Source organism: Rhodococcus sp. MT28 (assembly GCF_058792695.1).
The window spans coordinates 25,467-50,463 of record NZ_JBXAFD010000010.1; the positions used below are offsets into that span (position 1 = coordinate 25,467).

Annotated in this window: 26 protein-coding genes, 1 pseudogene and 1 riboswitch; of the genes and pseudogenes, 15 read left to right on the forward strand and 12 right to left on the reverse strand. The window is 61.3% G+C overall.

Going from position 1 to position 24,997, the window contains the following annotated elements; all coding sequences use genetic code 11:
• Positions 1-38: 38 nt before the first annotated feature.
• A complete protein-coding gene (locus tag AC1Q6C_RS28020) occupies positions 39-365 on the reverse strand; it encodes a hypothetical protein (protein ID WP_003941297.1) in 327 nt (108 codons plus the stop codon).
• Positions 366-939: 574 nt separating this feature from the next.
• Here AC1Q6C_RS28020 and AC1Q6C_RS28025 point away from each other — a divergent pair.
• Both AC1Q6C_RS28025 and AC1Q6C_RS28030 read left to right on the forward strand, forming a co-directional pair.
• Positions 940-1,209 carry a GNAT family N-acetyltransferase gene (locus AC1Q6C_RS28025; protein WP_492666917.1) on the forward strand — a complete coding sequence of 90 codons (270 nt, stop codon included), beginning with the start codon at positions 940-942 and terminating at the stop codon, positions 1,207-1,209.
• A gap of 161 nt (positions 1,210-1,370) precedes the next feature.
• Positions 1,371-2,597 carry an MFS transporter gene (locus AC1Q6C_RS28030; protein WP_039972654.1) on the forward strand — a complete coding sequence of 409 codons (1,227 nt, stop codon included), beginning with the start codon at positions 1,371-1,373 and terminating at the stop codon, positions 2,595-2,597.
• Here the strand turns inward: AC1Q6C_RS28030 and AC1Q6C_RS28035 are convergent.
• Positions 2,590-4,158 carry a carboxylesterase/lipase family protein gene (locus AC1Q6C_RS28035; protein WP_007726092.1) on the reverse strand — a complete coding sequence of 523 codons (1,569 nt, stop codon included), beginning with the start codon at positions 4,156-4,158 and terminating at the stop codon, positions 2,590-2,592. The genes AC1Q6C_RS28030 and AC1Q6C_RS28035 overlap by 8 nt on opposite strands.
• Positions 4,159-4,262: 104 nt before the next feature.
• Positions 4,263-4,358: riboswitch (TPP riboswitch) on the forward strand.
• Between AC1Q6C_RS28035 and AC1Q6C_RS28040 the strand changes: the two genes are divergently transcribed.
• The 7 genes from AC1Q6C_RS28040 to AC1Q6C_RS28070 all read left to right on the forward strand — a co-directional run bounded on the left by AC1Q6C_RS28040 (position 4,346) and on the right by AC1Q6C_RS28070 (position 10,745).
• Positions 4,346-5,089, forward strand: a complete 744-nt coding sequence (locus AC1Q6C_RS28040; RefSeq protein ID WP_007726090.1) for a TenA family protein — start codon at positions 4,346-4,348, stop codon at positions 5,087-5,089. (Overlaps the previous riboswitch by 13 nt.)
• Positions 5,089-6,117, forward strand: coding sequence for an ABC transporter substrate-binding protein (locus AC1Q6C_RS28045; protein WP_230358879.1), 1,029 nt, complete (start codon positions 5,089-5,091; stop codon positions 6,115-6,117). Before AC1Q6C_RS28040 ends, AC1Q6C_RS28045 begins: the two co-directional genes overlap by 1 nt.
• Positions 6,095-6,898 (forward strand): ABC transporter permease, encoded by an 804-nt coding sequence (locus AC1Q6C_RS28050; protein ID WP_208690461.1) that lies wholly within the window; start codon positions 6,095-6,097, stop codon positions 6,896-6,898. The genes AC1Q6C_RS28045 and AC1Q6C_RS28050 overlap by 23 nt, the downstream gene beginning before the upstream one ends.
• A gap of 8 nt (positions 6,899-6,906) precedes the next feature.
• Positions 6,907-7,701, forward strand: a complete 795-nt coding sequence (locus AC1Q6C_RS28055) for an ABC transporter ATP-binding protein (protein WP_039972652.1) — start codon at positions 6,907-6,909, stop codon at positions 7,699-7,701.
• A gap of 288 nt (positions 7,702-7,989) precedes the next feature.
• Positions 7,990-8,538, forward strand: a complete 549-nt coding sequence (locus AC1Q6C_RS28060) for a LysM peptidoglycan-binding domain-containing protein (RefSeq protein ID WP_492666918.1) — start codon at positions 7,990-7,992, stop codon at positions 8,536-8,538.
• A gap of 165 nt (positions 8,539-8,703) precedes the next feature.
• Entirely contained in the window at positions 8,704-9,186 is a 483-nt protein-coding gene (locus tag AC1Q6C_RS28065; protein ID WP_230358880.1) for a hypothetical protein, read from the forward strand.
• A 212-nt stretch (positions 9,187-9,398) separates the two neighbouring features.
• The gene (locus AC1Q6C_RS28070; protein WP_047270244.1) at positions 9,399-10,745 is read left to right on the forward strand and encodes a T3SS (YopN, CesT) and YbjN peptide-binding chaperone 1; all 1,347 of its coding nucleotides are present in this window, start codon (positions 9,399-9,401) and stop codon (positions 10,743-10,745) included.
• Positions 10,746-10,766: 21 nt separating this feature from the next.
• On the opposite strand, the pseudogene AC1Q6C_RS28075 reads toward AC1Q6C_RS28070, so the two are convergent.
• The 3 genes and pseudogenes from AC1Q6C_RS28075 to AC1Q6C_RS28085 all read right to left on the reverse strand — a co-directional run bounded on the left by AC1Q6C_RS28075 (position 10,767) and on the right by AC1Q6C_RS28085 (position 14,610).
• Positions 10,767-12,133: pseudogene (locus tag AC1Q6C_RS28075) on the reverse strand (acetamidase/formamidase family protein).
• A 113-nt stretch (positions 12,134-12,246) separates the two neighbouring features.
• On the reverse strand, positions 12,247-13,365 hold the full coding sequence (locus AC1Q6C_RS28080) for a methyltransferase (protein ID WP_230358881.1): 1,119 nt from the start codon (positions 13,363-13,365) through the stop codon (positions 12,247-12,249).
• A 129-nt stretch (positions 13,366-13,494) separates the two neighbouring features.
• Entirely contained in the window at positions 13,495-14,610 is a 1,116-nt protein-coding gene (locus AC1Q6C_RS28085) for a Glu/Leu/Phe/Val family dehydrogenase (RefSeq protein WP_492666919.1), read from the reverse strand.
• 219 nt (positions 14,611-14,829) lie between these two features.
• Between AC1Q6C_RS28085 and AC1Q6C_RS28090 the strand changes: the two genes are divergently transcribed.
• Together AC1Q6C_RS28090 and AC1Q6C_RS28095 are read left to right on the forward strand one after the other, a co-directional pair.
• The gene (locus AC1Q6C_RS28090) at positions 14,830-15,342 is read left to right on the forward strand and encodes an Lrp/AsnC family transcriptional regulator (protein WP_003941343.1); all 513 of its coding nucleotides are present in this window, start codon (positions 14,830-14,832) and stop codon (positions 15,340-15,342) included.
• A 46-nt stretch (positions 15,343-15,388) separates the two neighbouring features.
• Entirely contained in the window at positions 15,389-15,850 is a 462-nt protein-coding gene (locus tag AC1Q6C_RS28095; RefSeq protein ID WP_007726074.1) for a 6,7-dimethyl-8-ribityllumazine synthase, read from the forward strand.
• A gap of 56 nt (positions 15,851-15,906) precedes the next feature.
• Here AC1Q6C_RS28095 and AC1Q6C_RS28100 read toward each other — a convergent pair whose 3' ends face one another.
• Positions 15,907-16,113: a hypothetical protein gene (locus AC1Q6C_RS28100; protein ID WP_230358883.1), complete on the reverse strand. Its 207-nt coding sequence runs from the start codon at positions 16,111-16,113 to the stop codon at positions 15,907-15,909.
• A 160-nt stretch (positions 16,114-16,273) separates the two neighbouring features.
• Positions 16,274-16,801 (reverse strand): DUF3558 domain-containing protein, encoded by a 528-nt coding sequence (locus AC1Q6C_RS28105; RefSeq protein WP_311093706.1) that lies wholly within the window; start codon positions 16,799-16,801, stop codon positions 16,274-16,276.
• 180 nt (positions 16,802-16,981) lie between these two features.
• Between AC1Q6C_RS28105 and AC1Q6C_RS28110 the strand changes: the two genes are divergently transcribed.
• From AC1Q6C_RS28110 to AC1Q6C_RS28120, 3 genes are all read left to right on the forward strand, one after another.
• Positions 16,982-18,658 (forward strand): NAD(P)/FAD-dependent oxidoreductase, encoded by a 1,677-nt coding sequence (locus AC1Q6C_RS28110; protein WP_003941369.1) that lies wholly within the window; start codon positions 16,982-16,984, stop codon positions 18,656-18,658.
• A gap of 9 nt (positions 18,659-18,667) precedes the next feature.
• Positions 18,668-20,104: an ATP-binding protein gene (locus AC1Q6C_RS28115; protein ID WP_003941311.1), complete on the forward strand. Its 1,437-nt coding sequence runs from the start codon at positions 18,668-18,670 to the stop codon at positions 20,102-20,104.
• A gap of 69 nt (positions 20,105-20,173) precedes the next feature.
• The gene (locus tag AC1Q6C_RS28120) at positions 20,174-20,527 is read left to right on the forward strand and encodes a UBP-type zinc finger domain-containing protein (protein ID WP_058227704.1); all 354 of its coding nucleotides are present in this window, start codon (positions 20,174-20,176) and stop codon (positions 20,525-20,527) included.
• A gap of 1 nt (position 20,528) precedes the next feature.
• On the opposite strand, the gene AC1Q6C_RS28125 is transcribed toward AC1Q6C_RS28120, so the two are convergent.
• Positions 20,529-20,855 (reverse strand): hypothetical protein, encoded by a 327-nt coding sequence (locus tag AC1Q6C_RS28125; RefSeq protein WP_058227705.1) that lies wholly within the window; start codon positions 20,853-20,855, stop codon positions 20,529-20,531.
• Between the two features lie 43 nt (positions 20,856-20,898).
• A complete protein-coding gene (locus AC1Q6C_RS28130) occupies positions 20,899-21,390 on the reverse strand; it encodes a DUF3558 domain-containing protein (protein WP_230358884.1) in 492 nt (163 codons plus the stop codon).
• A gap of 176 nt (positions 21,391-21,566) precedes the next feature.
• Here AC1Q6C_RS28130 and AC1Q6C_RS28135 point away from each other — a divergent pair, with 176 nt between their 5' ends.
• Positions 21,567-22,622 carry a 2,3-butanediol dehydrogenase gene (locus AC1Q6C_RS28135; RefSeq protein ID WP_492666920.1) on the forward strand — a complete coding sequence of 352 codons (1,056 nt, stop codon included), beginning with the start codon at positions 21,567-21,569 and terminating at the stop codon, positions 22,620-22,622.
• Here the strand turns inward: AC1Q6C_RS28135 and AC1Q6C_RS28140 are convergent.
• The 3 genes from AC1Q6C_RS28140 to AC1Q6C_RS28150 all read right to left on the reverse strand — a co-directional run bounded on the left by AC1Q6C_RS28140 (position 22,612) and on the right by AC1Q6C_RS28150 (position 24,872).
• Positions 22,612-22,935: a 4Fe-4S dicluster domain-containing protein gene (locus AC1Q6C_RS28140; RefSeq protein WP_007726052.1), complete on the reverse strand. Its 324-nt coding sequence runs from the start codon at positions 22,933-22,935 to the stop codon at positions 22,612-22,614. The two genes, AC1Q6C_RS28135 and AC1Q6C_RS28140, sit on opposite strands and share 11 nt — an antisense overlap.
• Positions 22,932-24,521, reverse strand: coding sequence for an FAD-dependent oxidoreductase (locus AC1Q6C_RS28145; protein ID WP_230358885.1), 1,590 nt, complete (start codon positions 24,519-24,521; stop codon positions 22,932-22,934). Before AC1Q6C_RS28145 ends, AC1Q6C_RS28140 begins: the two co-directional genes overlap by 4 nt.
• 105 nt (positions 24,522-24,626) lie before the next feature.
• Positions 24,627-24,872, reverse strand: a complete 246-nt coding sequence (locus AC1Q6C_RS28150; protein WP_020908376.1) for a hypothetical protein — start codon at positions 24,870-24,872, stop codon at positions 24,627-24,629.
• Between the last annotated feature and the right edge of the window lie 125 nt (positions 24,873-24,997).

The window sequence follows — 24,997 nt, forward strand, 5'->3', positions numbered from 1 at the left end:
CTTGACGCAGACTGAGCAGTCGACTCGGCCCGACCGGATCAGCCGTGCTCTGCCACCGCGGTTCCGGCTGCCGGCGACTGACGCTCGAGCCTCGTCCACGCGATCTCCCAGCGCTTGACAGAGACCTCGTCAGCGTCCTCGAGAAGGGCGTCGAGGAGCAGGCGTGGATTTTCGCGCCATGCCAGTTCAGCGGCATGGACTTCCGCAGCCGAGAACAACCCGGAAGCCTCGAGATCACGAATCCATTCGCAGATCTCGCCTCGGTGAATCCGTGCGATGGTCTCGTATCCCAGACCTTCGTCAAGGAAGTCGTACGAAAAAATTGCGGCAAAGTAACTGTTCGACTCACGCTGCCCGAAAATCATGTGCGTTCCTTCCTCGAAGTTGTCCGACGAAGACTCGAAATCGAACCGTTGAGCAGCGACGCCAAAGTTTTTTTGGCGAAGTTGTAACGCTTCTTCTATCCCCGACGATTCAAACGCTAACCCCCCGAGCGGGTCTTTGGGATCACGTCCGAGAAACGATCTGATGACCAACGCAATACCCCTGGGGTTTCCGGCCGCTCGCACCCATCATCGACACGCAACCAGCGCGCCGCTGACCTGCAATTTGCCCGTTTCAGGCCCTCCACTTAATCCATCCGAACAGACGACAAAAAACTTTGTGACCGGTCCCACATATTGGGATGTTTACGATCGTGATGCATATGTATCACCCGTTGTGGGCACAAAAGTACGGGCAAATCGGCACGTACAGACCAGTTTTGTTCGTTCTCCATGGCGACGAAGGTCCCTTGAACGGTCGTCCAGTTGTAGTTGCGCTAAGTAACGGATCCCACGTCGGCAACCGATATTGCGGACGGCCTGCCAGGTAGCGTGCTCCAGAGAACGTAGACGCGGCGCGGCGCAACCGGCCGCCCTTTCGAAACGGAGCCCGAAGATGACCGAGACAGTGGCGCGCAATCCCGCGGAAACGCGTTTCGAGATCCGAGTCGACGGCGAACTCGCCGGTTTCGCCGAGTACTCGGACCATTCCGGCGTCCGTGATTTCCACCACACGGTGACCTATCCGCAGTTTCGTGGGCGCGGGCTTGCCGCCATCGTGGTGCGTGAAGCGCTCGATCAGACCCGGAACGAGGGATTCAAGATCCTTCCGACGTGCTCGTACGTCGAGAAGTTTGTTGCGGAGAACCCCGTCTACCAGGCATAACCGAACGAGAACGGCCGGCGAAAAACCAGTCGCGAACCTGCAGACCCCGCTGCTAGCGTCGATGGTGCCGTCGTCGAAATCCTGGGCGGCACCATCTCGGGGAAGGAAAGAACGTGGTCGCCTCAGCAGATCGGCGTCCACCTGCGTCCACGGACGTAGCTATCCCCAGCTATCTCCCTCTCGTACTGGTCAATCTCGCGACGCTGTTCTCGGCGATCGGCAACGGTATCGCCATCGTCGTGCTCCCCTGGCTGGTTCTCGAACGAACCGGTAAGGCTACCGACGCGGCGATAGTTGCCGGCGCAGCAGCCATTCCGCTACTCGTGTCGAGCCTGTTTTCGGGGACATTCGTCGACAAGTTCGGACGCCGTCGAACGTCGATGATTTCCGACGCTCTCTCTGCGATGTCCGTTGCAGCGATTCCGATCATCGCGGCCACCGCGGGCTTGACGATCCCGGTGATCGCGGCGTTGGCCGCACTCGGCGCCGTGTTCGACCCCGCCGGAATGGCGGCGAGGGAGTCCATGCTGCCTGCAGCGACTCGGACCGCCAAGTGGAAGCTCGATCGAACCAACAGTGTGTACGAGGCCAACTTCAACGTCGCGTATCTGATCGGCCCTGGCATCGGCGGTGTCCTCATCGCAACGATCGGAGCGGTGAACACGCTCTGGGTCACGGCGGCAGGTTTTGTGTTCTCGATAGTCGTGGTCGCCTTCATCCGGCTTCCCGGCGCCGGAGTGCCCGAACACGAACACCGTCCGAAATCGATCTGGCACGGCACACTCGACGGTCTTCGGTTCGTCTGGAACAACAAACTGCTGCGCACCCTGGCGCTGATCGACATGGCGGTCGTCGCGCTCTACATGCCGGTGGAGAGTGTCGTGTTCCCGGTGTACTTCACAGAGTTGGATCAACCGGCCCAACTCGGATCGGTGTTGATGGCCTTGGCGATCGGCGGCATCATCGGCTCTCTCGCCTACGCCCCACTGGCGCCGATCATGTCCCGGCGGCTGATCATGATTTTTGCCGTCGCCGTTCTCGGCATAGCGATGCTGGCCATGGCGCTCCTACCTCCGCTGTGGGTGATCCTCGTACTTGCCGGACTGCAGGGCCTCGTCTACGGACCAGTCGGCCCGATCGCCAACTACGCCATGCAGACGCACAGCCCGGAGCACATGCGCGGACGCGTCGTCGGTGTCATGACGTCGACGGCCTACGCCGCCGGCCCGCTCGGCTACCTCGCGGTCGGCCCGCTGCTCGATCAACTCGGAATCGCGTCGACCTTTGTGGCCCTGTCGATTCCGATCATCCTGATCGCCGCAGTATGTGCCTCCCTACCGGTGCTTCGCGAACTCGATCGTCCGCGGCACTCGACCGACGTCAGTTGAACCCCATCACGTCGTTGCCCCAGGCGACGCGCAGTCCGTGATCGGGGTCGCTGACGAGGGTGTCGGCGGAGTCGATCAACAGCGTCGACCGCTTCTCTTCCTCGTACGGCGCCCAGTGCTTCGAGCCGTCGAGGGCCGCCGGCACGGCATGCCTGGCGAAGGCCAACCATCGCCGTTGGATACGGCCGGCCACCTCCATCGCAGCCTTCCGTCCGCCGAGCCAGAACGTGGGGTCGACGTTCAGGGTTCCGAAATTGCCGAATACATAAGGTAATTCGGTCGCGTGGCCCGCGCCGATCCGCGCCGCCTTGAGCATCGGCGTCGCGTGATCGAAGCGGTAGACCCATGTAGGGGAATGCCTGCAGTGCGCGTCTGCGATCCAGAGGGTCGGCATGCGAAACGCCGCGTCCCGTGACAGTGCCAGCGCGCCACTCGGTTTCGCATGGTCAGGGTAAGCCGACATGATCTCGGCAAGTTTGGTCGCGGAGATGTCGGGGTGATCGTCGGCCAGTAATTGGAGCATTGCCTCGACGGACTGCGCACTCACCGGCATCAGCGGAGACTTCATGAACTTGAAGATCGACGCCTCGTCCTTGTTGGAACCGATGATCAGTGGGATTCGGTGCGCGTAACCCTTCTGGAAAGCCGCAACCGGGTAGTGCGGCACCAGATCGCGATCGACAACGGGTGCCATCGCCAAAGTTCCCGGAATCCGGGTCGGAATTTCGTTGACCAAATCATCGCTTGCCTTGACGAGCAGTTCCAGATCCGTGGTCAGCAGATCGCCTGCGTCTTCGGGGTCGATCGAGAGCAGTTCGAGAAACCGCTCCGCCACGGTCTTGGCGCGCTCGGCCCCGTAGACGGAGGTCGCGGGCGGACTCTGGGCAATCGCACGATGGAACAGACCTTCGGCGCTCGGACAGGTCATGAGCGTCGTGATGGATCCTGCGCCGGAGGACTCACCGAACACGGTCACCGCACTCGGGTCACCACCGAAGGCGTCGATGTTGTCTCGAACCCATTCGAGTGCCGCAATCTGGTCTCGCAGACCACAGTTCGATTCGAAAACAGTATCCGCGGTGGAGAATGCAGACAGGTCCAGGAATCCGAGTGCGCCGACGCGATAGTTGAAGGAGACGAGAACGACGTCACCGGTTTCAGCCAGATGACGGCCGTCGTAGATCGTTTGGGCGGCGGATCCGAGGCAGTAGGCGCCGCCGTGAATCCACACCATCACCGGTCGCGGCGTGCCGTCGGGTCGCGGGGCCCAGACGTTGATCGACAGGCAGTCCTCGTCGATTTTGAAGGCCCGATCGATCGGAACCGCCGGACTCTGGCCTTGCGGCGCGATCGGCCCGAACTCACGACAGTCGCGCACCCCGTCCCACGGCTGTGCGGGTTGTGGCGCTCGGAACCTCCGCTCACCCACCGGCGCCGCTGCGTAGGGCATGCCCTTCCACGCGAATACACCGCCATCCGGATACCCGCGGGCTTCTCCGCCTCGCGCCCGGATCACCAGAGTTCCGTCCTCGCCGAGATTTGGTCGAACGTCGGTCTCCATGTCTGAATCCCCTCCCGACCCGCGCGTGTGGCAATCAAGACCAAACCTACCAATCTCGGACGGGTGTGCGCCGAGTACACAACCCCTCGGTGTTAAGGTCGCCTAGTTCTGACACGGGGTGCTCCGCATGGGCGGGGCTGAGAACACACCCGGGAACCTGATCAGGTAATGCTGACGAAGGGATGTCATGGCTACTACGCAGCCTGCATACAATTCTGCCGAAAACTCGGTGGCCACAGCGCCGTCGACGGATCGGTTCACAGATCGACTCTGGGCCGAGACGAAGGCCCTCCGCGAGTCGATCGACTCACTGGAGTTCCTCCGCCGCCTCGGCGACGGAACATTGCCTCTCGACGCGTTCCGCACGTACATCGAGCAAGACAAGCTTTATCTCGAGGGGTATTCGAAAGCGTTGTCCCTGGTCGCGGCCCATGCCCCGGATCCGCAGTCCGCGGGCTTCTGGTCGAATTCCGCGTCCACGGCAGCGACAGTGGAATCTGCGCTTCACGACGGACTTCTCACCGGTGGAATTCTTCCAGCGGGATCGGGAAGGCTCGAGCATTCGCAGGCCTGCCTGGGATACGTCTCGTATCTGACGGCGACTGCAGCAACTGCGCCTTACCCGGTCTCCGCAGCGGCAGTACTCCCCTGCTTCTGGATCTACGCCGAGGTCGGCCGCGATCTTGCCGCTTCAGCGCGCGAGGTACTCGACGCCGATCCGTCGCATCCGTACGCACAGTGGGTCACGACCTACGACGCACCCGAATTCCACGAGTCGGTGGCGCAGGCCCGCGTGCTGGTCGATGCTGCGGCCGAAGCTGCCACCGAGACAGAGCGTGAGGCGATGAGTGAAGCATTCCGCATCGCCAGCCGCTATGAGCTGATGTTCTGGGATTCCGCACTCCACCAGCAGCCTTGGCCGGCGTCGTGATGTCGTTTGCGGCGCTGCGCCGCACGCTTGCCACGTCTGCCGCGATCGCAGCCGCGTTCACAGTTCTGACCGGATGCGCCTCTGACACCGGCTCTTCCGACGGGACCATTCGGTTCGCACTCGACTGGACACCGAACACGAACCACACCGGTTTGTACGTAGCACTCCAAGAGGGCTACTTCGAGGACGCCGGCCTGGACGTCTCGATCCTGCCGTACAACAACACCTCGCCCGACACCCTGGTCGATGCCGGCAATGCGGAGTTCGGCATCAGCACACAGAGTCAGGCCACGTTCGCCCGTGCAGCCGGCGCCGCCACGACGTCCGTCATCGCGCCACTTCAGCACCGCGCCACCGGCATCGGCGTGAAGGCGGATCGTGCGGACATCACGCGCCCACGTGATCTCGACGGGAAGACGTACGCCGGGTTCGGTGATCCCGGCGAAGTCGAAACGCTGCAGCAGATCATCCGCAACGACGGCGGGACCGGGAACTTCACGACGGTCACGCTCGGAACTTCCGCGTACGAAGCCGTGTACTCGGGCCAGGCAGACTTCACCGTCTCCTACTTTGCTTGGGAAGGCCTCGAAGCGGAGCGAAACGGAACTCCGATGCGGTACTTCCAGTACACCGATTACGGCTTCCCCGATGCGTATTCGATCGTGATCAACGGCAACCAGCAGTGGTTGAAGGACCATCCCGACGAGGCACGCAAGTTCGTCAAAGCCGTTCAACGCGGATATCAGACTGCTGCCGACAACCCGGACCAGGCCGCGCAGGATCTCATCGACGCGAACCCCGGAGCTTTCACCGACGAAGACCTCGTGCGTGAGAGTCAGCGGATGCTCGCCGCCGACTACATGAAAGACGTCAACGGCGTTGTGGGCGCCCAGAATCTCGAAACCTGGTCGGGTTATTCGGGATTCCTCTTCGAGAACGGATTGCTCGCCGGACCCTACGGGAAGCCGTTGACCCAGAAGCCGGACTGGTCGGAGTACTTCACCAATGAGTATCTCGACGCGTCCTGACGTGAGCGGACGGTTGGTCTCGACCATGCGGCGGGCGCTTCCCGCGCTCGCCGTGGTGGTGCTCCTCGTGGCGGCGTGGCAGGTCTACGTCGAGATCAGTGGGATTCGGCCGCAAGTACTTCCGTCTCCGGGGCGCGTTCTGTCCCAGGGGTGGGACAACCGCGAGATCATCTCCGGCCACGCCTGGTCGACATTGCAGGTCACGTTGGTCGGCTTCACTGTTTCATTGGTGTTGGCCTGGATTCTTGCTGTGGTCGTGGACTTTTCGCCGTGGTTGTCACGCGCGCTGGTACCACTTTTCGTCGTCTCGCAGACGCTGCCGATCATCGCCATCGCGCCGCTGATGATCATCTGGTTCGGCTTCGGGCTGTTGCCGAAGGTGTTGGTGATCGCCCTTGCGACGTTCTTCCCCATGACCATCGGACTCATCGAGGGATTTGCCGCGGCCGATCGGGAAGCGGGCGCTCTCCTGCGCAGTATGGGCAGCACTCGCTGGCAGGAGTTCCGATACGTTCGCCTTCCTTCGGCAATTCCGCGATTCTTCACTGCCCTGCGCATCGGCATCACGTATGCGGTCGTGGGTGCGGTGTTCTCCGAATACGTCGGCGCTACTTCCGGTTTGGGTATCTACATGAGCACCCAGAAGAACTCCTTCCGCACCGACCTGGTGTTGGCGGCCGTACTGGTGACCGCGTTGATCAGTGTCACGCTGTACTTGCTGACGTTCGCCATCGAGCGCATCGTTGCACCATGGGCGATGAACGAAAGGTCGCGGACATGACTGACCCGATGGTCGAGGATGCAATGGTCGAAATCCAGGACCTGACCAAGAGGTTCGACACGGCCGGAGAATCGCGTCTCGTGCTCGATTCGGTGTCCTTTGGCGCCGACGCGGGCGAATTCGTGTCGGTGATCGGGCCGAGCGGCTGCGGCAAGAGCACGATCTTCAACGTCCTGGCCGGGCTCGAATCCCCGACCGCGGGTTCGGTCCGTGTGGGCACGCGCGCAACGGAATCCGAAGCAGCCGCCGAGGTGCACACCGCGTACATGCCGCAGAAGGATCTTCTGTTCCCTTGGCGCTCGGTACTGGACAACACGGCCCTCGGTTTGGAAGTGCAGGGAGTCGGCAAGAAGGAAGCACGCGAGCGCGCTCGCGAGTTGTTCCCGGCGTTCGGACTGTCCGGATTCGAGGACGCCCGGCCGTCACAGCTGTCCGGCGGCATGCGCCAGCGAGCGGCGATGCTGCGCACCGTTGTTCAGGGCAAACCTGTCCTGCTGCTCGACGAGCCGTTCGGCGCACTGGACTCGTTGACCCGCACCGAGATGCAGGCCTGGCTGCAAGACGTGTGGCAGCAGTACCGGTGGACCGTGCTGATGATCACCCACGATATTCGTGAAGCGATCTATCTGTCCGATCGCGTGGTCGTTCTGTCGGCGAGGCCGGCAACGGTCAGGTGCGTCGTCGACGTTCCCTTGCCGAGGCCACGCGAACTGGACATGATCACCTCGCCCGAGTTCGCCGACGTCGAGCGTGAACTGCTTGCCGTTCTCCACGACGAGACGCGCAAGTCGCTACACCCCTAGCGGTTACTGACAATGCGCTGAGAGCGCGCCGATTTCACCTGCCGTTCAAGAGAAAGTGCATCGCAACGGTGCAACTTCGCGTAGGATGTCGCGGCGCTTTCGCCCAAAACGCCTTAATATCAGCAAGATCCGAACGCTCGACACGCAATCCGTCAACGCTGCACAATTCTCTGTACTCTTCGGTAACGTACACTCGGTCGCCTACGAGACCAACGGCCAGAAGGTAACTGGACGGTAAAGCGGAATCGTGGAGGCACAGTCATCGCAACAGATTTGGAAAGGGACAGCGTGAGCACACTGCAGTCAGGTCAGAGCCTCGGAGTCGGCCAGGAACTCAAGTCCGACAACGGCGCATACACCCTCACCTTGCAGGACGACGGCAACCTGGTTCTGTCCGAGGGCGGACAGGCTGTTTGGGCCGCAGGCACCAACGGATCCGGCGCCAACCGCGCCGAGGTGCAGGCTGACGGAAACTTCGTCATCTACAAGGACTCCGACGCCGTGTGGGCATCGCAGACCGCAGGCAACGACGGTGCCTCCCTCTCGGTTCAGGACGATCGCAACGTCGTTCTGTCCGCCGGCGGAAATGCTCTGTGGTCGTCGGACACTGCAATCGCAGCGCCGGCCGCCGAGGCTGCCCCGGAGCCCGCTCCGGCACCCGAGCCCGAGCCTGCCCCCGCCGCGCAGAGCTACACCGTCGAAAGCGGCGACACCCTGTGGGCGATCGCAGAGCGTTTCTACGGTGACGGCAACCAGTACCAGCGCATCGCGGATGCAAACGGCATCCCGAACCCGGATCTCATCAACGCCGGTCAGGTACTGACGATCCCCGCCTGATTCACTGCTTGACCTGGCCCTGGGTGCCGACGTCCGCGTCGACACCCAGGGCCTTTTGTGTTCTACGCCACACAGATTCGCGTCCCGCCCAGCAGACCCTGATACTCCATTGCGGCATCTTTTCGCCTACAGTACTTCCGTACTGCTCCCGAAGGACAGGTGTGCATGAAAGACAGAACAGTCATGATCGGCGCTGTCGCAGTGGCCGCTCTTTCTCTGACATCAGGCCTCGTTTTCGGCGGAGCAGCCGGCGCATTCGGTGCCGGCGGCCCTGTGGTGAAGCCTCCCACTCTGGTCTCGTCGGTTTCCGTGGAGTCCGTCGCCGGGATCGAACCGGCCGCGTTCTACAGCTCGGTTGCAGTCCCCACGGTTGTCATCCCGCCGACGCCGACCTGGCGAATCGCCGACGAGACGACCGCTCCTCGCAATCAGCCGCTTGTGGTGACCGCGACAAGCACGAGCTCCGCCACCTCGACTACGACGGCCACCAGTACGACAACACCCGTCTCATCCACCACAACTGCGTCGGCTACCGCGACCTCGTCACCGACCGCGACGGCCACAACCACCAAGAACAGCACCACCCCCGTTGTCACGACCGGGTCCACGCCGCCCGTCGTCGAGGTCTCGCCCGTTCTCGCCGGATAACCCTCGCTCTTTCGCCCGCACACCGCCTGGCGTGACGGCGGTTACAGGCACACTTCAGTCGCCGCTCTCGAATAACCGATCTACCTGCGACTACCTTCCTCGCCGTCACGGTTCGTGGTCCGCTGCAATCCGGTCGACCGGAAAAGGACAGCAGCATTGTCGGAGCCTCGCGATACCGTATAGGTCTGAGCTTTTGCGGAAGGAGGTGACTGATGAGCGCAATGGGCTTCGATCTCGATGTCAGTGTCGACCGGGCGTGGGCAGAATTTCAACGTCGCCTCGGCGATCACATTTCCATCATGGTCGACGGCGACGTGCTTGCCGTGGAATCGTCCACCGGCGACTTCGATCCAGCTGACGGCGCAGCGCCATGCGTTCAGTTCCTCGTGTGGGACGAGAACACAGTCCGCTGCGAGGTTCCTTCCAACGACTTCCTTCATCCACGCTATCGACTCGAAGATGCCGACGAACAAAAGTTGATCGCACTCGGCTGGAATCCGCCTTCCGAGAATCTCGAGGATCCGAACAACTCCCCCGCCTTCTGCGTCGACAAGGCACAGAACTGGGCCGATCAGCTCGCAGCGATGACTGTCGCTGCATTCCGTGATGTGTTCGGTGTGCAGCACCCGGCTTTTCTATCCAGCGATCTCACCGGCAACGAGCAGACTCCGGATTTCGATCCGTCGGTCGTCGAGTCGACAGAACTTCCGACCCTCGACCCCACCGCGGCCTACATGCCCAACGACATCGACCATCTCAAGGAGTTGGTCACTCTCGCTTTGCTTCCCATGCTCGGCACTCTTCCCGAGCGAGACAGCGACGGCGACATACCCATTCGTGTCGGTTCGACTGTCATGTTCGTCGGTCCACTTTCCGAGTCCATGGACGTGCAGTTGTTCTCGCCGCTCGTTCAGGACATCAGCAACCGCACCCGTGCAGCCGAGGTCATCGCCGATCTCAACCGCAAGTGGTCGCGCATCAAGTTCGTCTTGATCGACGACCGTCTGTCGGTGTTCCTCGAGGTGGCGGGTTCACCATTCGTTCCCAAGCAACTCACCGATACGTGCGCCGCCCTGACATCGTTCCTGCGTACCGTGGACGACGAGTTCGCCGCACGCGTCGGCGGAGACCTCTTCTTCGCGAACAAGAGCGGTGATTCCTCCTCGCTGCAGCCCGATCTGACAGCCGAGGACCTGCCTCCCGAACTCGAGACCCTGCTGCACCTCGATCTGGATGTGGCCGAGGATCTCGACGCGGTAGCCGATGTCTGCGGTCGTGATCGCGATCTGATTCTTCAGCTCCTCCACATCAGCAACGAATGGCAGATTCAGCTGCGTAGTCAGGCTGTGGACGCCCACAGTCGCGGGGACGCCGAAGAGGCGGCGGGCTACGAGGATCAGGTCGGCGGGTGGGAACTCATGGTCGACCGTCTGCGCGGGGCTTTGCGACTGGTGGTCCTGCCCAATTCTCGGACCGAGACGCCGGCAAAGCCGCAACCTGAGCAGATGGGCTTGTTTGCCGATCCCTTGCAACAGAGCCTCTTCGACGATCCGTCCTGATAACACGGATCGCCTTTCCCGCTATTCGAAGTGGGATTTGACGATCTGTCCGTGGACGCCCACGGTTCGATCGACTACCTGCGAGACCGTGAAATCGGCTGCGGCAGAAAGATAGGCGTAGGCCGTCGCTCGATCCATTCCGCGATCATGCTCGAGGAAGTCGAGCGCGTTGACCACCGCGCGCCGCATGGCGCCGTTGAGGTCACTGTTCTGCCCATCGACCGAACCGTTGGGGTCGGACAGGCCGATCGGAATCCAGGCCTCCTCGGTCTCAGCGAACGGGTATCCGAAAGCCACCGATGGAGCGTCACCGGAATCCTTCTTACACACGCTGAGTCGGAACGTGCCGCGCAGCGATCCTTCCATCGCGGTCAACGCTGCCTCACCGTCTCCCATCGCCATGTGGGGGTCACCGACGTAGAACAGGGCGCCTTCGGCAAAGACCGGCAAATAGAAGGTTGATCCAACACCGAGATGCCTGATGTCGATGTTTCCGCCGCCCAGCGTCGGAGGAATGGAGTTCGACGACGGGGATGTCGGGTCGGCATCCGAGGAATAGGCAACTCCCATCATTCCCATGAAGGGCCGCAGGGGAAACCGCACCTTCGACTGTCCGAAAGGCATCACACCCTTGCCGTCTTCGATCGCCGTGAAAGTGGAAACACCGCCGTACTTCAACGGGTCCTTTGTTGCGCGCCCGTCTGTGGCGACCGGCGGCATGACTTCGTCCAGAGTGATTCCCGCTGGAGCGGTTCCGTCTGCTGTGACGGCGAGAGCGCCCTTGCCGTGTCTGCTCGACACAACGCCGTACGGCACGCGGGAATGGCTTCGAGAGTCTCGATCTTGAGTACGTCTCCAGGCTGGGCGCCTTCGACGAAGACCGGGCCGGTGACGACGTGCGGTCCGTCCTTGTCGAAGTTTCGTTCGGTTCGGTTGTATTCGGCCGCAACGGCAATCGCATCCTCGAGCACGTCCTTCTCGGAAACGCCTTTGCTACCGAAGTATTCGAGAGGATTGCGCCCTTGATCCTCGAGAATTCCCTCGTGCGAGAGGGCGTCGATCGTGACGGTCTGGCCCGACTTCATCCGCATCACCTCGCGGGTGTGGATGTTGGGCACATAACCCCACATGACGTCCGACGGATCCGAACTCAGATAGTGATCGCCACTGACGTTTCCGCTGCCCGGTTGCAGAATCGGAATGCCATCGGCGAACGGTAGTGCAGAGGAGGACGATCCAGCCGGTGACGCGTTCGAGTGCGCGCATCCCGAAGCCACACCGGCAACTCCTACGCCCGCACCGAGGGCAGCGACTGCCCTCATGAATCCGCGTCGGCCAAGACCTTTCGTCAGGTCTTCGGCTGCGTTGCGGGCAAGAGTGTATTCCATCGAGATTCCTCCGGAGTGCGTGACGATGTGCGACTGCGAAGAAAGCTAGACCCGATTTGTTACTCGTTCATTACCATTTCATGGCAAGGAAATACCGCTGACTGAGAATGAATTCAGCGACGGCGAAGCCGCCAGAGCGAGGTCGTCTCTCGTGCCCGGGCAGCGTGAAGCGCATCGGTTCGGTCACTGACCTTTGCGTGCGTCGGTTTGACGTCCATGCGATCGACAACAGTGAGCCCACCGGCCGCAATCAGATCGTGCAGTTCGGATCGCGTTCGGAGACCGAGGTGTTCGGCAATGTCCGAGAGGATCAGCCACGCTTCTCCCCCGTCGTCCAGATGCGCTGCGACACCAGTCAGGAAGCCCTTCAGCATCGCTCCAGCGGGGTCGTAGACGGCGTATTCGATGGGCGAGGTGGCCTTGGCCGGAATCCAGGGAGGATTGCAGACCACCAACGGAGCGGTGCCTTCGGGAAAGAGGTCTGCTTCCACCACGTTCACCTGATCGCCGTAGCCAAGCCGCGAGAGGTTGCTACGAGCGCATTGCAGTGCCCGGGGGTCCTGGTCGGTGGCCGTCACCGTCTGAACTCCACGCCGCGCCAGGACGGCAGCAAGAACGCCGGTGCCGGTGCCGATGTCGAAAGCCGATTCCGTCGACGGCAGTGGCGCAGACGCGACAAGATCGACATACTCCCCGCGGACGGGTGAGAACACTCCGAAGGCGGGATGCGCTCGTGCGTCGAGAGCCTCGATGAAAACACCTTTGCGGTGCCACTCGTGAGCGCCGATCGCGCCGAGGATGTCACGCAACGAGCGAACCGAAGGCTCACCGGTAATCCCGAAAGCTTCGGTCAACGCGACTTGCGCGTCCGGGGCTCGCCGGAGTGGAATCGACAGATCTGCATCCAAGGGAATTAGCAGCATGCCGAGGATCTGCGCGCGGCGTCCTTGGGTCTGCCGGTGGAGATGGAAGGCTTTGGCTGGGTCGTCGGACGCTTGGCGCGGCTTGCGGTCGATGCGCGACGCGACGGCCTTCGACAGTTGGCGAGCGTTCTGAAAATCTCCGCGCCACAACAACGCCGTGCCTTCGCATGCCAAGCGATAGGCGTCGTCGGCCTTCATCGTGTCGTCGGCGACAACGATGCGCTTGGGCACCGGGGCGTTGCTCGTCGAACCCCAACGGGCCGATTGCTCGACGTCGTTCTCGGTCCACACTGCGAATTGTTCAGTCATGTAAGCCCTTCCGGCGTCCGACGCATAGCGGCCGGTCTACCGGCTGATGTGGTCCAGATCTGCAAAATCTGCTCGTCTGGTGTCCACACTAGTCGGGACCGGCCGCGCTACATGACTGCGAGAGGGATGTCAGCCCTTGGCTACGCGAGCTACCTCGGCGATCCGAGCCTCGGCGACCGCGTCAGCAGCCTCGCCGGCGAGGATTCCGTCGTTCTTCGACTTCGCGAAGATCTCGGTGACCGTGTCGAAGATCTTCTCGACCTTGAGCTTGACCTCTTCGGCCGAGTTGCCCTTCAGCTCGCCGGCAACCTGGATGAGGCCGCCGCCGTTGGCGACGTAATCGGGGGTCCAGGTGATGCCGCGGTCGCGGAGGATGTTCTCGACCTCGGGCACGGTGAGCTGGTTGTTGGCAGCGCCGCAGACAACCTCGGCCTTGATCGAGCGTGCGGTCGTGTCGGTGAGTGTTGCGCCCATCGCACACGGTGTGTAAACGTCGAGATCAGCATCGATGATGCTGTCGACGATGCTCACCTGCGGGAAGTCCGCCTTGACGCGATCGAGCGCTCCGGCGTTGACGTCAGTCGCCAACACGGTTGCGCCGTCTGCGAGGAGAAGCTTGATCAGCTCGTAGCCGACCTTGCCTGTGCCCTCGACACCAACAGTCTTGCCTGCGAGCGACGGAGTGCCCCAATGCGACTGTGCCGCGGCGCGCATCGACTGGAATACGCCGAGGGCCGTCATCGGAGCGCTGTCGCCGGAACCGCCGACTGTAGCGTTGCGGCCGACGACGAAGTCGGTGTTACGACCGATGATGTCAAGATCGTTGGAGTTGGTTCCGACATCACCAGCGGTGATGTAGCGGCCGCCGAGGGTCTGGACGAATTTTGCGTAGGCGCCGAGCAATTCGTCGGTCTTGGCCGTTGCGGGGTCGCCGATGATGACTGCCTTGCCGCCGCCGAGGTCCACGCCGGCAACCGCAGCCTTGTAGGTCATTCCGCGCGAGAGACGCAAAACGTCTGTGACTGCGGCGGATTCGTCGGAGTACGGGTAGAAGCGCGTTCCGCCGAGCGCGGGGCCGAGCGTCGTGGAGTGGATGGCGACGATGGCCTTGAGGCCGCTCGCGGGATCCTGGAAGAAGCTCACCTGCTCGTGGGGGTAATCGCGCAGGTAGTCGGCGCGATCGAACACGCCCGCAGTGTCGTCATGGGAAACAACGGAGTTCACGGGCTCGGCGGTGAGAGTCATTGTGGGATAGACCTTTCCGAAGGATAAACGGGGCGCAGTCGAAATATTGGGACGAATTGGCCATTGGGTACTATTAGGGACAAATAACCCAAAGAGAATCCCGCTGAGCAATTCGTGGAACCAATGCTCTGCCTGAGTTACGATTTGGTCAATGCAAATCTCTTGAACTAGTCAATTCGATCATCCAGTGACTCATATCACTGAGGAGAGGTTCACAAAGTGCTCAGCATCGACAAGCTCGACGTCCAGTTGCTCGGTCTGCTCAGCAAGGACTCGAGGATGAGTGTGGCCGAGTTGGCCAACTCGTTGGGCGTCGCCCGCAACACCGTCCAGTCGCGAATGAAGCGCATGGAATCCAACGGACTTCTCACCGGGTTTCGGCCGAATCTCAATCTCCCCGAGGTCGGTATCCCGATTCAGGCATTTGTCGGTCTGGAACTCGAGCAGGGCAAGATCAGCGCAGTCGCGCGGAGTCTGACCGAGTTGCCCGAGGTGATCGAAATTCACGCGACGACCGGTCGCGAGGATTTGCTCGTTCGCGTCGCCACCTCGACGCACGCGGCCCTGCAGAAGTTGGCCGAGCAGATCGTGTCACTTCCAGGCGTCACGCATTCGACCACGACCATCGCTCTGACCAATCCCCTTCCGTATCGAATTCAGCCTCTCCTCGAGCACCTCACCAATGACGCCGGCTGGGGTCGTTCGACCGCCTTCCCCCGTCAGCAGGACTAGGACGGGTGGTCGCGTCGATGCTTCCCAGTGCGCTAGTTTCATGGTTATGAGTGAGATCCAGGGACAGCGCATCGCGTTCATTCAGGCGACGTGGCATCGCAACATCGTCGACCGTGCACGCGACGGATTCACCGACGCGATCGTCGAGCTCGGCTACCCCAAGGACACGGTTGATTTCTTCGAGGTACCGGGAGCTTTCGAGATCCCGCTGCACGCCCGGCGGTTGGCGAAGACCGGCCGCTACCAGGCGATCGTTGCCGCAGGTCTGGTCGTCGACGGCGGTATCTACCGGCATGACTTCGTGGCGACGGCTGTCATCGACGGTCTGATGCGCGTGCAGCTCGACACCGACGTTCCGGTCTTCTCGGTGGTCTTGACGCCGCATCACTTCCACGAGCACGCCGAGCACGTCGACTACTTCAGCACGCATTTCGTGAAGAAGGGCGCCGAGGCTGCGCGCGCGGTCGACGCCACCGTCAAGTCGTTGAAGGCCCTGCCCACCAACTAGTCGTTACCCAAGTCTCGCTGAGTCGAATGCCATCGGCTCAGCGAGATTTTTTGTGTCTATCGAGGGGTCTCGACGCTTGCCAGTGCGGAGGCATTCGAGTCGTCGACTTCGCCGTAGCGGTCGACGCATTGCTGGAAGAAGTCCCGCATCTCGGTGATCACCTGGATGTGGCTGCTCAACGACTTCTCCAACGAATCCTCACCGCCTACCGCCTTCTTGGAGAATTTCGCGGCGAGGTTGATTCCAGACTGGAGTGTCCCCATACCTGAGACATTTTCAATCCCCAACAGATTCCTATGCGCCTCGTTTAGTACGCCGAGAAACTCAGCACACGCCAACACGACATCCCGCGCAACGTCTGGAGCAAGGTCCAACTGAGAACCCGCCGTCACATTGTTCCAACCTGATCTAGTCACAGAGACCTCACTTTGGTAGGACATGTTCAATATCGACCGATACTCGCTGCGCTACAACACAACTGGGCTCTTCCTGAGCTTCGGACAGCATTCTTTCGATATTGACCCAGATTGAGCCTTGCTCGACTGGGAACGCAATATAACAACCATTACCGTCCACATCGTCAACGCGTTGGAATTGGATACCGTGCCGTGAACCGGCGCGCAGTTCCTCGACACCTCGGTAGTCAGCATTCCGTCGCACATCGTCGACGGCGCGCGCTGTTGAATACACGGTTAAGAAGTACCAGGACCCGCTCCACCCACAGATCTTCCATCCTGGCTGCTCAACGCCCGCGATATCAACTTCCTCGGTAGCCGGATCAAGCCCCACTTCTTCCAACACCGAGTCCGGGATGTCCTTGCACGGATCGAACAGACCCTCTTGGCCGGATGCAGGCTCAGCCGCCCCCTCCACGACTGAGCTGCATCCTGCCGCAGCCCACACCAACACCCCAGCCATGAGCAGTCGCCCAACCCCCACCGACCCCCGCATGACACCCCCTGTTGATGTGGACCCACTGTATTGGATGCACCGGAGGCTCGATCGGTTCCCGCAATCTTGAAATTCCCAGTTCAGGTTCGCCGGTTCACTCAGAGCGCATCGTCAGCGATTGACGCTCAGCTCAGCAGTCGCATACTGGAGAGGTTGACTACGACTTCGGGAAGGCACCGAGTGAGCGCACCGAAAGCCCCGGCCAAACCAGCGATCCTCAGCGTCGACGACGATCCTGGTGTTTCGCGTGCCGTCGTTCGAGACCTTCGCAAACGGTACGGAGAGAAGTACCGAATCATTCGTGCGGAGTCCGGCGACCAGGCTCTCGAAACCTTGCGTGAAATGAAACTTCGCGGCGATGCAGTCGCTGTGATCGTCGCCGATTACCGCATGCCCGGTTTGAGTGGAATCGAGTTCCTCGAACAGGCAATGGACCTGTATCCCGTAGCTCGTCGCGTTCTCCTCACCGCGTACGCCGACACCGATGCTGCGATCGACGCCATCAACGTCGTCGACCTCGACCACTACCTCCTCAAGCCTTGGGATCCGCCGGAAGAGAAGCTGTACCCCGTCATCGATGCGCTGCTCGATGCCTGGGCAAGTTCGAGTCATCACCCCGCCGAGGAAACCAAGGTGATCGGCCATCGTTGGTCCGAGCGATCATCCGACGTCCGAGAGTTCTTGGCACGCAACCAACTTGCCTATCGCTGGTACATGTCAGACGAGCCGGAAGGCCAACGACTGCTCTCGGCTGCCGGTACCGACGAACTGCGGCTTCCCGTCGTCATCGCATCCAATGGGGATGTCCTTGTCGAGCCCACTGACGCCGAACTCGCCGACAAACTCGGGTTGAGTACCACCCTCTCCGAAGACTTTTACGATCTCGTTGTCATCGGCGGCGGCCCTGCGGGTCTGGGCGCTGCTCTGTACGGCGCTTCGGAGGGACTTCGGACGGTCCTCATCGAACGGCGGGCGACTGGCGGTCAGGCCGGCCAGAGTTCACGAATCGAGAACTACCTCGGCTTCCCCGACGGAGTGTCCGGCGCACAGTTGGCCGATCGGGCGAGGCGCCAGGCAACCAAGTTCGGCGCCGAGGTCATCACCGCGCGAGACGTCACCGGTTTGGAAATCAACGGCTCGGCCCGCACAGTGCGTTTCGACGACGGTTCGTCGGTCGACGCCCATTCGGTCATCTTGGCGACCGGTGTTTCCTATCGCCAACTGTCGGCGCCGGGGCTCGATACCTACACCGGCCGAGGGGTTTACTACGGATCGGCCGTCACCGAAGCTGCACGGTGCAGCGAGCAGGATGTGTACATAGTCGGCGGCGCCAATTCGGCAGGGCAAGCTGCGGTCTATCTCTCCCGCGGAGCTAGGTCCGTCACCATTCTCATTCGCGGCAACTCGCTCGAAGCCTCGATGTCCTACTACCTGATTCAGCAGATCGAAAAGAATCCGAAGATCACCGTGCGCACGTGCACGGAGGTAGTCGGCGCTGAGGGTGACGATCACCTCGAACGAATCACACTGCGTAACAGAGCCACCGGAGAAGAAGACACTGTCAATGCTCAGTGGTTGTTCATCTTCATCGGAGCCGCTCCCCTCACCGACTGGCTCGGCGACGTGGTGGTCCGCGACGGAAATGGCTTCGTTCTTGCCGGCCCGGACCTTCCGTCCGAAGGCGTCACCCCGGACGGGTGGCCGCTCGACCGCGCACCACATCATCTCGAAACCAGTGTCCCCGGAGTGTTTGTCGCCGGGGACGTACACGCCGAATCGGCCAAGCGCGTCGCGTCGGCCGTCGGAGAGGGCGCGATGGCCGTGATGTTCGTCCACCGCTATCTCGCTCAACAATAGGGAGATTCGATGTCCATTCCTGAATGCAGCCCAGACTTGCTTCGCACCCTGTTCCTGTTCGAGAAGCTCACCGACGATCAGCTCGAATCACTCTGCCAGGCAGGCCATATCACCGAGATCGATCGAGGTCAGGTCTACCTCGAAGGCGAGCCTGCCACCTGCTTCTACGTCCTCATCGAGGGCGAGGTGGTGCTGTCCAAGCTGTCGGGCGGCGAAGACATCGAGATCAACAGGACCACCCAGCGCGGCGTCTACTCGGGAGGCTGGACGGCGTATCTCGGCGATCGTGTACCGCAGGTCTACGCGGGGTCGATGCGAGTGACGACTCCTTCGACGTTTTTCGTCCTGGACGCCGACAAGTTCGGCAACGCGATGCGCGAGTGGTTTCCGATGGCGGTACATCTACTCGAGGGTGTCTTCTTCGGCAAGAAGAACACCCAGCAGATCATCGACCAACGAGAACGACTGCTGGCGCTTGGATCACTGTCGGCGGGATTGACTCACGAGCTCAATAATCCCGCAGCCGCGGCGGTTCGAGCGACCGCGTCTTTGCGCGAGCGTGTCGCAGGCATGCGTCACAAACTGGGAATGGTTGCATCGGGCACCTACGACCGCGATGCCCTCGTCACTCTCATGCGACTTCAAGAGGAAGTTGCAGAGGTTGTCGCCAAGGCGCCGACGCTCACTCCCCTCGAAGCCTCCGATCGAGAGGATTCGTTGGGTGAATGGTTCGAGGATCATTCGATTCGAGAAGGTTGGGACCTGGCTCCGACCTTCGTGCAGGCTGGACTCGACACCGCTTGGCTCGAGAACGTTGCTGCAGCCGTTGACGAGTCCGTACTCGAAGGCGCAATTCGCTGGCTGAATTACACCATCGAATCCGAACTCCTGATGAACGAGATCGCCGACTCCACAACGAGAATCTCGACGCTCGTCGGTGCGGCCAAACAGTATTCACAGATGGATCGCGCTCCCTTCCAGACCATCGATGTCCACGAATTGCTCGACAGCACGTTGATCATGTTGGGGCAAAAGATCGGAAGCGGAATCGAAGTCGTCAAGGAATACGACCTCGCGCTGCCACCGATCGACGCCTACGCCGCCGAACTCAATCAGGTGTGGACCAACCTCATCGACAATGCGGTGTCTGCCATGGACGGATCGGGAACACTCACCGTTCGGACAAGCCGCGATGGCGACCGCGTGTGCATCGAGATCTGCGACACCGGCGCCGGGATTCCCGATGACGTCATCGACAGGATCTTCGAACCCTTCTTCACGACTAAGCCTGTCGGTGAGGGAACCGGTCTCGGCCTTGATATTTCGTGGCGAATTGTGGTCGGCAAGCATCGTGGTGAGCTGCGGGTCACGTCGGAGCCCGGTAACACCCGGTTCAGAGTTTTGTTGCCCATCGCGGGCCCACCGCGGGATACGCGCGACGACTAGCCACCTTGCACGGCCGGTAGGCAAAGCGCACGATGAAATGACCGACTTCAGTCAGCGAGAGGGTGGACCATGACCGACGGACTTCCAGCGGGGATCGATCCGAGCGTGCCGCCCAGTGGCGCGGGATGCGTCGAATGCGATGCGAGCGGCGGTTGGTGGGTGCACCTGCGTCGATGCGCGCAATGCGGTCACGTGGGGTGTTGCGACTCCTCACCGTCACAGCACGCGAGCAAGCATGCGGCCGCGACAAAGCATCCGTTCATGCAGAGCTACGAACCCGGTGAGGATTGGTTCTGGAGCTTCGAAACCAACGAGGCGTACGACGGACCTGAATTGGCGGCGCCCACTTCACATCCCGTAGATCAGCCGACGCCGGGGCCTAAGGGTCGTGTCCCAGCCGATTGGCAGCAACACATCCACTGACTCAGTTCGGTTGGTCGATCGACCTCAAAGTCGAGACGTTCGACGACTCCTGATCCAATGCGTTGTCGATGCAGGCTTGAAACTGAGCCTGCATTGCCTCCACGACCGCGATATGACTCGCCAACACATCGACGAGCGCATCGTGGCCACCGACGGCCTTCTCCTCGAACTTAGCCTGTAGCGCCTGTGCGGATCCTAGGGTTCCAAACCCTGTCAATTGACCGAGTAGTGCGGCGGAGTTCAGTGCTGCCTCGAACTGCGCGCGGAGTTCAGCGCAAGCCGCGATCAGCTCGCCGGCGACTTTGGCATCGAGATACAAATTCGACATGTGACTCCTGTGTTCGAGGGTGTAGCTGCAATCAGGACCGCTGTCACGGGAGCAATGGAATCACTGTCTCGGCAATTCGTTCCACCAGCGTGCACGGCGTCTCGGCGCGCGCCGCACCGACCTTGGCGCCGACGCGGATCATCGCAGTGGATTGAGAGGTCGCGAACGCGACGTTGCAAGCAGAATCTGTTTTGTCATTGCGTTCCTGGTATATCAGGACTTCGCGCCCGGCGATTTGGGCTCGATGAAGGTCGCGCATGACTGGATTCTGTTCGACCTCTACGAGCGAATGATCGGTCGATGTCAGAGACAAGAAGTACCACTCACCGTTCCACGAGCAAATGTTGAAACCATCGATATGCGTGTCAACGATGTCAACCTCTTTTGTTGCCGGGTCGACTCCGAGTTTCTCCAATTCCTCATTGCCGAGAACCTCACACGGATCAAACATCCCAATCACATCGACAGGGAAAGCCTCGCCCTCGACCGTCGACGAACACCCCCCAACCAACAACGCGGCCGCGACCAAGACCACTGCACCCCTCACTCCCACAGCACTCCCCCTCGTTCGCGGCCCGCTCACAGTATTGGACGCTCACCAGCACCGATCGGTTCCACCCCATTGCATTCCGTTGCAACCCTTCACCCACGCCGATAATCGGCCTAGCGTCGATCTACCAGGGGATTCACAACGAAATGAGGTGCGGATCAATGAAGGCAGCACGGTTCCACGGGCAGAAAGACATCCGGATCGAAGAGATCCCTGAGCCCGAATTGCGGCCAGGAACAGTCAAGCTGAAGGTCGCATGGTGCGGAATCTGCGGCACCGATCTCCACGAGTACCTCGAGGGACCGATCTTCGTCTCCGCACCGGGCCACCCGCATCCACTCTCACACGAGAATGCGCCGGTCACGATGGGCCACGAGTTCTCCGGCACCGTCGAAGAGGTCGGCGAAGGTGTCACGGACGTCGAGGTCGGTGAAAATGTTGTCGTCGAGCCGTACTTCGTCTGCAACGAGTGCGCCCCGTGCAAGGCGGGCAACTACCACCTGTGTACGAAGATGGGGTTCATCGGCTTGGCCGGCGGCGGTGGCGGACTCAGCGAGAAGGTCGTCGTCGACCGTCGCTGGATCCACAAGATCGGCAACATCCCGCTCGACGAGGCAGCTCTCATCGAACCGTTGAGCGTCGCCCATCACGCCGTCGTACGCAGTGGAGCCGAAAGCGGCAACGTCGCCATCGTGGGCGGAGCCGGACCGATCGGACTCCTCGTTGCGGCAGTCCTCAAGGGTCTGGGTGTCACGACGATCGTCACCGAACTCAGCGAGGCCCGCAAAGCCAAGGCCCTCTCCAGTGGAGTCGCCGACTACGTCATCGATCCCACCACCGAAGACGTCAAAGCGCGCGTCCTCGAACTCAGCGGAGGCATCGGCGCAGACATCGGTTTCGAGTGCGCAGGCGTCAACGCAGTACTCGACACCATGCTCGACACGGTCAGGCCTGCTGGAGTTGTTGTCAACGTGTCGATTTGGGGCAAGCCCGCGACCATTGACATGCAGAAGCTGGTCCTCAAGGAAATCGACCTACGCGGAACCATCGCGTACGTACGCGACCATGAAGCGGTCATCAAGATGGTCCAGGACGGTGTCGTCGATCTGGCGCCATTCATCACCGGTCGTATTCAGCTCGAAGAATTGATCTCCGAAGGATTCACCACTCTGATCGAGCACAACGACACTGCAGTCAAGATTCTCGTCAGGTCGTAACCGGACGGGGCACCTCCGGGCCCACCGCAGTCAGGGACCCAGGTGCCCGCCCTTTGCCCCATCCGATCTTCTCTCGGTAGCGGCCGATGTGATCGTCCTCGATCACATCGGCCGTTTCCAACGGCGTGGATTGCGGATGCACATACAGCGCATCCGTCGGGCAATATGCCTCACACATGAAGCAGGTCTGGCAATCCGATTGGCGCGCAATCACCGGGACGCCCGACGGCGTCCGATCGAAAACATCTGTAGGACAAACGTCTACGCACTTGTCGCAACCGATGCAGTCAGGCGCGGACACCAGCTCGATCATGACGCCACCAATGCAGACCCGACAGGTTCCGACGTTCGGGTCCACACCGAATCCAAACCTCCGGTGAGAACGTGATGATGCTGCGTTCCATCGAGTTCGGGATAATCGTCACGCTTGCTCATTCCCCGAGTCTCGGTCCGCGCCAACGTCGAGTGGTACATCCAGCGACCGACGGCCGTGATCGCGGCAGCCTGCCGCGCCGCCATCCGACCTGCTGGATCCGCGCCCAGATCCGCACTCACTGCACCCCACAGCGATTCGAGCTCACCGAGCGCTGCGGATACTCGATCACCGCTGCGGAGGTAGTTCTTGTCGAAGGGAATCAGCTGCGCCTGAGCAGCTTTCACCACATCGTCGGCAGCAAACCCGGTTCGTACCGGATTACGCAATCCGACGGTTCCGGCTCCGCGAAGACCACTGGTAGACCCACGTCCGACCGACAGCGCATAGCGCGCAGCACTGCTTCCCGCCCACGAACCAGAAGACATCGCCCACGCGGCGTTGTGACTTCCCCCGCCGGTAAACCCTCCGCAGATTCGCTCGCGGGTCGCAGCGTCCCCGGCGGCAAACAGTCCTGGAACGGATGACGCGCAATCGTCATCGACGACGTTGATTCCCCCAGTGCCGCGCACCGTGCCTTCAGCGAGCATGCCGACCTCGAATTTGTCGGTGAAGGGATCGATTCCGCGGCGATCGAATTGCAGGAAGAAGTTGGGTTGCCCCAGCCTCATTCGACGCTGCACCTCAGCGTCGGCCCGATCGATCTGCGCGAAGACCGGCTCGTTCCGCAACGTGCTGGCGATGACGGACCTCCCCTTCGCCGAACCGGCACCTTCGAGCACGCTTCCGTCTGCGTGAAAGAACGTCGCGTACGCGTAGTAAGCCGTCTTGGTGATCGTCGATCCGGCCGCTGCGATTCCGTACGCGTTGGAGAACTCCATCCCAGAGAACTCCGCTCCGACTTCGGCCGCCATCAATGCACCGTCACCGGTATCGACGTTGGTACCCAACGCACCGGACAGAAACGCACAACCTCCACTGGCGACCACTACCGCGCCTGCCGAGACTCGGTAATCCTGTTGCTCGTGGCGTTGGTAGCCCGCCGCTCCGCGAACTCGCCCGGCGTCGTCCACCAACAACTCCAGCGCCGGCGAATGATCGAGGATCCGCACACCGGTTCGACGAATCCAGGTGCGCATCCGTCGCATGTACTCAGGCCCCTGCAAGCCGGTGCGGATCTGCTTGCCCGTGCTGGAGTCGACGGGGAACGGATATCTGCCCTCCACCGCGAGGAGATCCATGTTGGAGTATGTCTGCTCGAGGACGCGGTCCATCCAATGGTGGTCGGCAAGATATCCGCCGAGCGCCTCACGACCGGCCTTTGCCCGCTCACGGGCAGTCGTATCCGGTTCGACGTACCAAACACCCGTTCCGGAGGGGGCCGTTGCGCCGCTCGTTCCGCAGTAGCCCTTGTCGACCAGGACGACGTCTGCACCGGCCTTGGCCGCGCGCAACGCTGCCCACGCGCCGGCGGGGCCACCACCGATCACCAATACATCGGTGGAGAGTTCGAGGACGTCCGTCACTGGCCAGCTCCTGTCAGAGGTCTACGCAACACTTCTGTTGCCGCAATATTCCTCGAACGAACTACCCAGCGCCACAGTCAGAATCACTGTGAACTCAACCGGTCGCTACGACGCTTCCCGCTCCTCGTCGGTGCACAACGCGGAGTACTTGGCGAAGGCTTCCTGCAAGGTCAGCGATTTGCGTCGCTCGGCGATGTCGCGGGGCTTTCCCTGTGCAACACATCGACGAGCATGCTCGATCACAGCTTCACGAATGACGCTGGAAATGTCCGCGCCCGTGAGCTCTTGGAGGGTCTCTAGGGCCCTCAGTTCCTCTACGTCGAATCTCACCGTTACCGATCGTCTAGCCACGCTCAGGATGTTACTTGCGGGTACACCAAATTTGGTGAGTTACATATGCGTCGAGTCGAATATCTTTGGGCGCCAAAACCTTCGAATTCCGATCTACGTGGGTAAATAGTTTTCCACTCACGGCA

Coding starts and splice junctions, on each gene's coding strand:
- AC1Q6C_RS28020 (WP_003941297.1), bottom strand. CDS start 365: ATGATTTTCGGGCAGCGTGAGTCGAACAGTTACTTTGCCGCAATTTTT.
- AC1Q6C_RS28025 (WP_492666917.1), top strand. CDS start 940: ATGACCGAGACAGTGGCGCGCAATCCCGCGGAAACGCGTTTCGAGATC.
- AC1Q6C_RS28035 (WP_007726092.1), bottom strand. CDS start 4,158: ATGGAGACCGACGTTCGACCAAATCTCGGCGAGGACGGAACTCTGGTG.
- AC1Q6C_RS28040 (WP_007726090.1), top strand. CDS start 4,346: ATGGCTACTACGCAGCCTGCATACAATTCTGCCGAAAACTCGGTGGCC.
- AC1Q6C_RS28045 (WP_230358879.1), top strand. CDS start 5,089: ATGTCGTTTGCGGCGCTGCGCCGCACGCTTGCCACGTCTGCCGCGATC.
- AC1Q6C_RS28050 (WP_208690461.1), top strand. CDS start 6,095: ATGAGTATCTCGACGCGTCCTGACGTGAGCGGACGGTTGGTCTCGACC.
- AC1Q6C_RS28055 (WP_039972652.1), top strand. CDS start 6,907: ATGGTCGAGGATGCAATGGTCGAAATCCAGGACCTGACCAAGAGGTTC.
- AC1Q6C_RS28065 (WP_230358880.1), top strand. CDS start 8,704: ATGAAAGACAGAACAGTCATGATCGGCGCTGTCGCAGTGGCCGCTCTT.
- AC1Q6C_RS28070 (WP_047270244.1), top strand. CDS start 9,399: ATGAGCGCAATGGGCTTCGATCTCGATGTCAGTGTCGACCGGGCGTGG.
- AC1Q6C_RS28080 (WP_230358881.1), bottom strand. CDS start 13,365: ATGACTGAACAATTCGCAGTGTGGACCGAGAACGACGTCGAGCAATCG.
- AC1Q6C_RS28085 (WP_492666919.1), bottom strand. CDS start 14,610: ATGACTCTCACCGCCGAGCCCGTGAACTCCGTTGTTTCCCATGACGAC.
- AC1Q6C_RS28095 (WP_007726074.1), top strand. CDS start 15,389: ATGAGTGAGATCCAGGGACAGCGCATCGCGTTCATTCAGGCGACGTGG.
- AC1Q6C_RS28100 (WP_230358883.1), bottom strand. CDS start 16,113: ATGGGGACACTCCAGTCTGGAATCAACCTCGCCGCGAAATTCTCCAAG.
- AC1Q6C_RS28105 (WP_311093706.1), bottom strand. CDS start 16,801: ATGCGGGGGTCGGTGGGGGTTGGGCGACTGCTCATGGCTGGGGTGTTG.
- AC1Q6C_RS28115 (WP_003941311.1), top strand. CDS start 18,668: ATGTCCATTCCTGAATGCAGCCCAGACTTGCTTCGCACCCTGTTCCTG.
- AC1Q6C_RS28120 (WP_058227704.1), top strand. CDS start 20,174: ATGACCGACGGACTTCCAGCGGGGATCGATCCGAGCGTGCCGCCCAGT.
- AC1Q6C_RS28125 (WP_058227705.1), bottom strand. CDS start 20,855: ATGTCGAATTTGTATCTCGATGCCAAAGTCGCCGGCGAGCTGATCGCG.
- AC1Q6C_RS28135 (WP_492666920.1), top strand. CDS start 21,567: ATGAAGGCAGCACGGTTCCACGGGCAGAAAGACATCCGGATCGAAGAG.
- AC1Q6C_RS28140 (WP_007726052.1), bottom strand. CDS start 22,935: ATGATCGAGCTGGTGTCCGCGCCTGACTGCATCGGTTGCGACAAGTGC.